The sequence below is a fragment of the Acidovorax sp. HMWF018 genome (assembly GCF_003061035.1).
Classification (GTDB): domain Bacteria; phylum Pseudomonadota; class Gammaproteobacteria; order Burkholderiales; family Burkholderiaceae_C; genus Acidovorax; species Acidovorax delafieldii.
Genome location: NZ_QAIM01000232.1, coordinates 1 through 6,239 on the forward strand (window position 1 = coordinate 1; position 6,239 = coordinate 6,239).

General features: G+C 61.4%; 7 protein-coding genes. 2 read left to right on the forward strand and 5 right to left on the reverse strand.

Annotation, left to right across the window (positions count from 1 at the left end; genetic code table 11):
* The coding region (locus DBR23_RS08195; protein WP_233250337.1) for a hypothetical protein at window positions 1-476 on the forward strand (476 nt) is incomplete at its 5' end.
* Window positions 477-540: 64 nt separating this feature from the next.
* Here the strand turns inward: DBR23_RS08195 and sixA are convergent.
* The 5 genes from sixA to DBR23_RS08220 all read right to left on the reverse strand — a co-directional run bounded on the left by sixA (window position 541) and on the right by DBR23_RS08220 (window position 6,037).
* Window positions 541-1,005 (reverse strand): phosphohistidine phosphatase SixA, encoded by a 465-nt coding sequence (gene sixA / locus DBR23_RS08200; RefSeq protein WP_056067241.1) that lies wholly within the window; start codon window positions 1,003-1,005, stop codon window positions 541-543.
* Complete coding sequence (gene ppk1, locus DBR23_RS08205) at window positions 1,002-3,062, reverse strand: polyphosphate kinase 1 (protein ID WP_108497906.1); 2,061 nt, start codon at window positions 3,060-3,062, stop codon at window positions 1,002-1,004. Before ppk1 ends, sixA begins: the two co-directional genes overlap by 4 nt.
* A gap of 174 nt (window positions 3,063-3,236) precedes the next feature.
* Window positions 3,237-4,328: a glycosyltransferase family 1 protein gene (locus DBR23_RS08210; protein WP_108497903.1), complete on the reverse strand. Its 1,092-nt coding sequence runs from the start codon at window positions 4,326-4,328 to the stop codon at window positions 3,237-3,239.
* Complete coding sequence (locus tag DBR23_RS08215) at window positions 4,325-5,194, reverse strand: UDP-2,3-diacylglucosamine diphosphatase (protein WP_108497904.1); 870 nt, start codon at window positions 5,192-5,194, stop codon at window positions 4,325-4,327. The genes DBR23_RS08210 and DBR23_RS08215 overlap by 4 nt, the downstream gene beginning before the upstream one ends.
* A 3-nt stretch (window positions 5,195-5,197) precedes the next feature.
* The gene (locus DBR23_RS08220) at window positions 5,198-6,037 is read right to left on the reverse strand and encodes a GNAT family N-acetyltransferase (RefSeq protein WP_288852531.1); all 840 of its coding nucleotides are present in this window, start codon (window positions 6,035-6,037) and stop codon (window positions 5,198-5,200) included.
* On the opposite strand from DBR23_RS08220, the gene DBR23_RS29235 reads away from it, so the two are divergent.
* A complete protein-coding gene (locus DBR23_RS29235) occupies window positions 6,036-6,218 on the forward strand; it encodes a hypothetical protein (RefSeq protein ID WP_146191279.1) in 183 nt (60 codons plus the stop codon). The genes DBR23_RS08220 and DBR23_RS29235 overlap by 2 nt on opposite strands.
* The last annotated feature ends 21 nt before the right edge of the window (window positions 6,219-6,239 follow it).

A 6,239-nucleotide genomic window follows, 5' to 3' on the forward strand; every position in this document is an offset into this window, starting at 1 on the left:
CTGCCCAGCCCGCCAAGGCAGCCAAGCCAACCAAGCCGGAAACGGCACCCAAGGCTCCACAGGCATCCAAGGCTGCAAAGCCCGCAAAAAAGGCCGTGGCAGAAAAGGCGCCAGCCTCCAAGCCAGCCACCGCGACCAAGGCAGCTTCCGCAGTGAAACCCACCAAGGCCACCGAGCCCAAGGGCAAAAAGCCCAAGCTGGTCCGTGACAGCTTCACCATCCCCAAAGACGAGTACGCGGTGCTCGACACCCTGAAAGACCGCGCCACAGCACTGGCCCACCCCGTCAAGAAAAGCGAGCTGTTGCGCGCAGGGCTCAAGGTGCTGGCAGGTCTGTCAGACAGCGCGTTGCGCAGCGCTTTGCAAGCGGTGCCTTCCATCAAGACCGGTCGCCCAAAGGCCGACACAGCTGAAGCCGCGCCAACCGTCCCTGCCAAGGCAACGACCAAGTCCAGCGGCAAAGCAGGACGCAAGTAAACCTGGCCCGAGACACGGCGTGTCCAGGGGCACGGCTTCGGGCCCTCTGACATCGCCGGGCAAGCTAAAGAAACTCCGGCGACTGCACGGCCATGAGCACGGTCTGGCTGTGGTCCCAGCGCTGGCGCTGGCGCAACCACCACACGGAGCCCTTGCGCACAGGGCACTCGGGGGCCTGTAGTTGCAACAACTGGGCAACGGTCTGGCCCAGCATGGGCTGGTGCCCCACCACCAAAACAGCGCCCTTGGCACGCGGCCATTGCACGAGCTCTAGCAAATCCTGTGGTGTACCGCCAGGCAACAACTCGGCGCGCATCTTGAATTTTCGGCCCAAAGCGTGGGCAGTTTGCTCAGTCCGCCGCGCTGGACTTGCCACCACCCTCAGGCCTTCCGGCAGTTGACGATCAAGCCAGGCCGCCATGCGCGCCGCTTGCTTCTCGCCCCGGGCCGTGAGCGGGCGTGCAAGATCATCGCTACCGTCTTCTGCCTCTTCCGCCTCGGCATGACGCCAAAGGATCAAATCCATCATGCGACCCCTGGCTCCTCGCGACCCAGAGCAGGCCGTGGCCCATAGCGCACCATCAACGCATTTTGGGCACCACTACCGTCCACCGGGTGCACAGCGCGGTCGTAGACGCCGGCGGCATTCAACGTCCAGGCATCGCGGTCATCACACAGGTAGGCCACCAAACATTCATCAATGATCTGCTGGCGCAGCTTGGGGTCAGTCACTGGCCACGCCAGCTCGACGCGGCGCATCATGTTGCGGTTCATCCAATCGGCACTCGACAGATAGAGATCTTCTTCGCCCCCCGCGCGGAAATAGAAAACACGCGTGTGCTCCAGGAACCGACCAATCACCGAGCGCACCCGGATGTTGTCAGTCACTCCCGGCACCTGCGGGGCCAGCATGCAGGCCCCGCGCACAATCAGATCGATGCGTGCGCCGCGCTGCCCAGCGAGGATCAACGCCCGCATCAATCCCTCGTCGGTCAGGGCATTCATCTTGGCAACGATCCGTGCGTCTTCCCCGCGGCTGGCAGCCAGTCCCACGCGCTCGATTTTTTCGATCATGCGGCGATGCAAATGGAACGGTGCCAGCATGAGCTTGCGCAGCTTGGGAGGCCGGTTCTGGCTGGCAAGGTGATTGAAAACACCGTCCATATCGGCAGTGGTTTCTTCATCTGCCGTGAGGTAACTCAGGTCTGTGTACAGCTTGGCCGTACGCACGTTGTAGTTGCCAGTGGAGAGATGGCCGTAACGGCGTAACTGCCGCCCTTCACGGCGTGTGACGAGCAGCATCTTCGCGTGGGTCTTGAGGCCCACGACGCCATAGACCACCTGCGCCCCAATCGACTCCAACGCCTCTGCCCAATTGATGTTGGCCTCCTCGTCAAAGCGTGCTTTCAGCTCCACCACCGCCATCACCTCCTTGCCTCGGCGTACCGCCTCGCTGAGCAGGTCCATGAGTTCGGAGTCGGCGCCCGTGCGGTAAATGGTCTGTTTGATGACCAGCACGTCCGGGTCGTTCACAGCCTCCCGCAGGAACGCAAGCAAACCATCAAAGCTCTCGAACGGCTGGTGGATCAACACGTCGCGCTCGCGCAGCTGGCCCATGATGGAAACCCCTGGCTGGAGCTGACGTGGCCAAGCGGAACTCCATGGCGGGAACAGCAACGCGGGATCGTTCACCAAGTCCACCAGCTGATTCAGGCGCACCAAGTTCACAGGACCATGTACACGGTACAAGGCCGCGTTGGGCAGATCAAATTGCTGCAACAAGAAGTCGGACAGGAAGCGAGAGCAACCCGCAGAGACTTCCAGGCGCACAGCCTGTCCGTAATGACGATGCTGCAGGCCCTGCCGCAAGGCGGTGCGCAGGTTACGAACATCCTCTTCGTCCAGTGCCAGATCGGAGTGGCGTGTGACACGAAACTGGGAAAACTCCGTCACTTCGCGGCCAGGAAAGAGGTCTTCCAAATGGGCACGCACGATGCTGGACAAGCTGACGAACAACGCCCCGTCGGACGCAACCTTCTTTGGCATGCGGATCAGGCGGGGCAGTGCACGCGGCACCTTGACGATGGCGATTTCGTTCTCGCGGCCGAAGGCATCATGCCCCTTTAGACGCACTATGAAGTTCAACGACTTATTAGCCACCTGCGGAAACGGGTGGGCCGGATCGAGTCCCACCGGAATCAATAAGGGACGGACCTCGCGCGCAAAATACTCGTGCACCCACCGCCTCTGCTCTGCGGAGCGGTCACCATGCGCCACGATACGTATCCCATGCTTTGCAAATGCGGGAACCAGTGCTTCGTTGTACAGCGCGTATTGCCGCTCTACCAGGTCGTGTACCTGGGCGGACAGGGCCTCGAACGACGCTGCGGTGTAGAGCCCCTTGGTCTCGCCCTTCTTGGCCGCCGTGCTGTGCGCTGCGGCACGTACTTCAAAAAATTCGTCGAGGTTGGATGACACGATGCACAGGTAGCGCAGCCGCTCCAGCAGCGGGACATCTGTGCGAACCGCCCAGTCGAACACGCGTTCGTTAAATGCCAGGATGCTGTGGTCGCGGTCCAGAAACATGTGGGGGGCAACGCCCGTGACAGCCCCCACAGCCGCAAAATCGTTGTCATGTGACACGGCGTGCGAGGAGTCCCCGACAGCATCGAGGTGCTCGCGCTGCAAAGGGATGGAGTCAACAGGAGGCAGGGGCAGCATGGATACGCGCGTACAGCAATTGCGGGATCGCTGCAGTATTTAACGCCCAGATGACAACTGCGTGACAGACTTTGTGACAGACACGAAAACTCCCTGCGAGCTGGAGCGGGCTGGCACCAGGTACTGCTGAAACAGCCTGGCCGCATGTGCCCAGGTGAACTCCAGCGCCCGGCTTCGTGCTTCGGACCTCGGTATAGACAAGGCCTGCTGCGTGGCCGCCAGAAGGCTCGTGTGCAACACGCCGCCCATCGGCACCCTGCCGTCCCCCGCACCCAGGACCTCCCGTGGACCGTCTTCAGGAAAGGCAGCGACCGGCGTGCCGCAAGCCATGGCCTCCAGCATGACCAGCCCAAAGGTTTCGGAGCAGCTCGGAAACACAAAGACATCGGCCGAGGCGTAGACCTGTGCCAGCGCCTCCCGGTCAAGAATGCCAAGCCAGCGTACCTGCGGGTACTTGGCTTTCAGCCGCGCATCGAGCGGGCCTACACCACACACCACCTTCGTGCCCGGCATGTCCATCTGCAAAAAGGCATCGATGTTCTTTTCATATGAAATGCGCCCCACATACAGCGCCACAGGATGCGCCAGAACGCCAGTGAGTGGACTCTGGCAAACCTCACCATGAAAGCGAAACGCCTGGGTGTCCACACCGTGCGTCCATAACCGCAGTTGGCGAAAGCCCCGCTGCTGCAGCATTTGCAAGACACCCTGCGTAGGAACCATCACCCCCGACGAAGGGCGATGAAAATGCCTGAAAAGCGCATAACCCCAACCCAGTGGTATGCGCAAGGCTGCCTGAAGAATCTCGGGAAACCTTGTATGAAAGGCTGTGGTGAACGCCAGGCCACGCTTGAGACAGTAACGACGCCCCGCCCAGCCCAGAGGCCCCTCGGTCGCCAGATGAATGGCATCGGGCTGCAGGGCGTCCAACTTCTGGGTGAGTAACTTGTAGGGTCGCACCGCTAGATCAATGCCAGCGTAACCGGGACAAGGACGGGTAGAAAACTGACCAGGATGCAGCACCTGCACGTCATGCCCGGCATCTTCCAGCTCTCGCACCAACTCGACCAAAGTGGTCACCACGCCGTTGACCTGTGGCAGCCATGCATCAGTCAGCAGCGCAATCTTCATGCGGACACCCGTGTGGCCTGGCTGGACAGATTGGCTGCGGGCACAGCGGGCCATTGCAACAGCTCCAGCCGACCATCAAGGTGCTCGACGAGTGCTGTGTGGCTCTCCACCCAGTCGCCATCGTTGCAATACAAGGTGCCACCAATCTCGCGCATCTCCGCGCGGTGGATATGTCCGCAGACCACTCCATCGTGCCCGCGGCGACGGGCCTCTGCGGCCACCGCCACTTCAAAATCGGTGACGTAGTTGAGCGCCTTTTTTACCTTGCCTTTCAGGTAAGCTGACAAAGACCAATACGGAAGCCCCATCCGCGCCCGAAGGATGTTGAGATGGCGGTTCAGCTTGAGCGTGAATTCATAGAGGTTGTCACCCACATAGGCGAGCCATTTGGCACACTGGATCACACCATCAAAGTGGTCACCATGCGTGACCCACAGGCTGCGCCCATCTGCAGTGGTGTGCACAGCATCGGACACCACCTCGATACCGCCAAAAGAATGCCCCACAAAGGCTCGGGCAAATTCGTCGTGGTTACCAGGAACAAACACCACGCGGCACCCCTTGCGCGCGCGGCGCAGCAGCTTTTGCACCACATCGTTGTGCGCCTGTGGCCAGAACCACCGACGGCGCAACTGCCACCCATCGACGATGTCTCCCACCAGGTACAGATGATCGCTGGGATGGTGCTTAAGAAAATCCAGAAGCGCTTCAGCCTGACACCCAGGCGTGCCGAGGTGCAAATCCGAAATGAATACCGCACGGAACCGGCGTTGACCGGCGAACGCCACAAGGGCGTCGGGCTCTGCATCCTGCGGCACCTGGGACTCGTTCAACCAAGGGCCCAGGGCGTCGAACGCGGCACGCACCGGTCAGGCCCCCAGAAAGTGCTTGCGGTAGCGGGGATGCAGGTCGGCCAGCCGCATCAGCATGGGCAGGTCGGCGGTATTGAAGTCCGGATCCCACGCCGGTGCACCCAGTACACGGGCGCCCAGTCGCAGATAGCCTTTGATCAGGGCCGGTGGGTCCACGGCAATGGATCCGTCCAGATGCTCCACGGGCAACGGCAGGCGCGGCAGCACGTGGTATTCGATGGGTGCCAGATGGGTCTTTCGCACTTGCTGCCAGATGCTGGCCGCCGCATCGCCACTGACCACGCCATTGTGAAGCATGGGAATGCTGGCACAGCCGATCATCGTGTCGAGTTCGTTGCGCACCATGAAGTCCGCCAGCGCGCTCCACAGCGCCATGATCACGCCGCCGTGGCGGTGGTCGGGATGCACACAGCTGCGGCCCAGCTCCACCATGCGCGGGCGCAGCGTGCGCAAGCGCGTCAAGTCGAATTCGGTATCACTGTAAGTTCCACCCACCCGCTTGGCCTGCGCGGGCGTCAGCACCCGGTAAGTCCCAATGACTTGCTGGCTCGGAGCGTCGCGCACCAGAAGATGCTCGCAATAGTCGTCAAACAGGTCCACGTCGTGGCCATGAATGGGGGTCGTCAATCGAGCGCCCATCTCTGCCGCGAACACCTCAAACCGTAAGCGCTGTGCCTCACGGACCTCATCCAGATGCCTGGCCCAAGTCACCTCGATAGCACCACGCGCCGGGATAGCATGCCCAGCGCCCGGCACAACACCAGAAGGCTGAACAATACCGGTACCTGTAGCCTCCGGCGATGTGGACAACTGCATCAAAGTGGGCAGGTCGTTCATGGACAACGTCTCCTTCGGTAAGAACGGGCACAGCTGGAATTTCCAAACAGAGCGGGAATCCGCTTTCCTGGCCGGGAGTGTGAAAGCCGCGCATGACATGCCCATGTCTTCGGCGTGTCAACGCCATGACAATGCGCGCTTTCCATTGGCACGGACCCTCACCAATGGCCTGCATAATTGACTGAGGAACTCCGCCGTGCCT

Coding starts and splice junctions, on each gene's coding strand:
- DBR23_RS08210 (WP_108497903.1), bottom strand. CDS start 4,328: ATGAAGATTGCGCTGCTGACTGATGCATGGCTGCCACAGGTCAACGGC.
- DBR23_RS08220 (WP_288852531.1), bottom strand. CDS start 6,037: ATGAACGACCTGCCCACTTTGATGCAGTTGTCCACATCGCCGGAGGCT.
- ppk1 (WP_108497906.1), bottom strand. CDS start 3,062: ATGTTTCTGGACCGCGACCACAGCATCCTGGCATTTAACGAACGCGTG.
- DBR23_RS29235 (WP_146191279.1), top strand. CDS start 6,036: ATGGACAACGTCTCCTTCGGTAAGAACGGGCACAGCTGGAATTTCCAA.
- sixA (WP_056067241.1), bottom strand. CDS start 1,005: ATGATGGATTTGATCCTTTGGCGTCATGCCGAGGCGGAAGAGGCAGAA.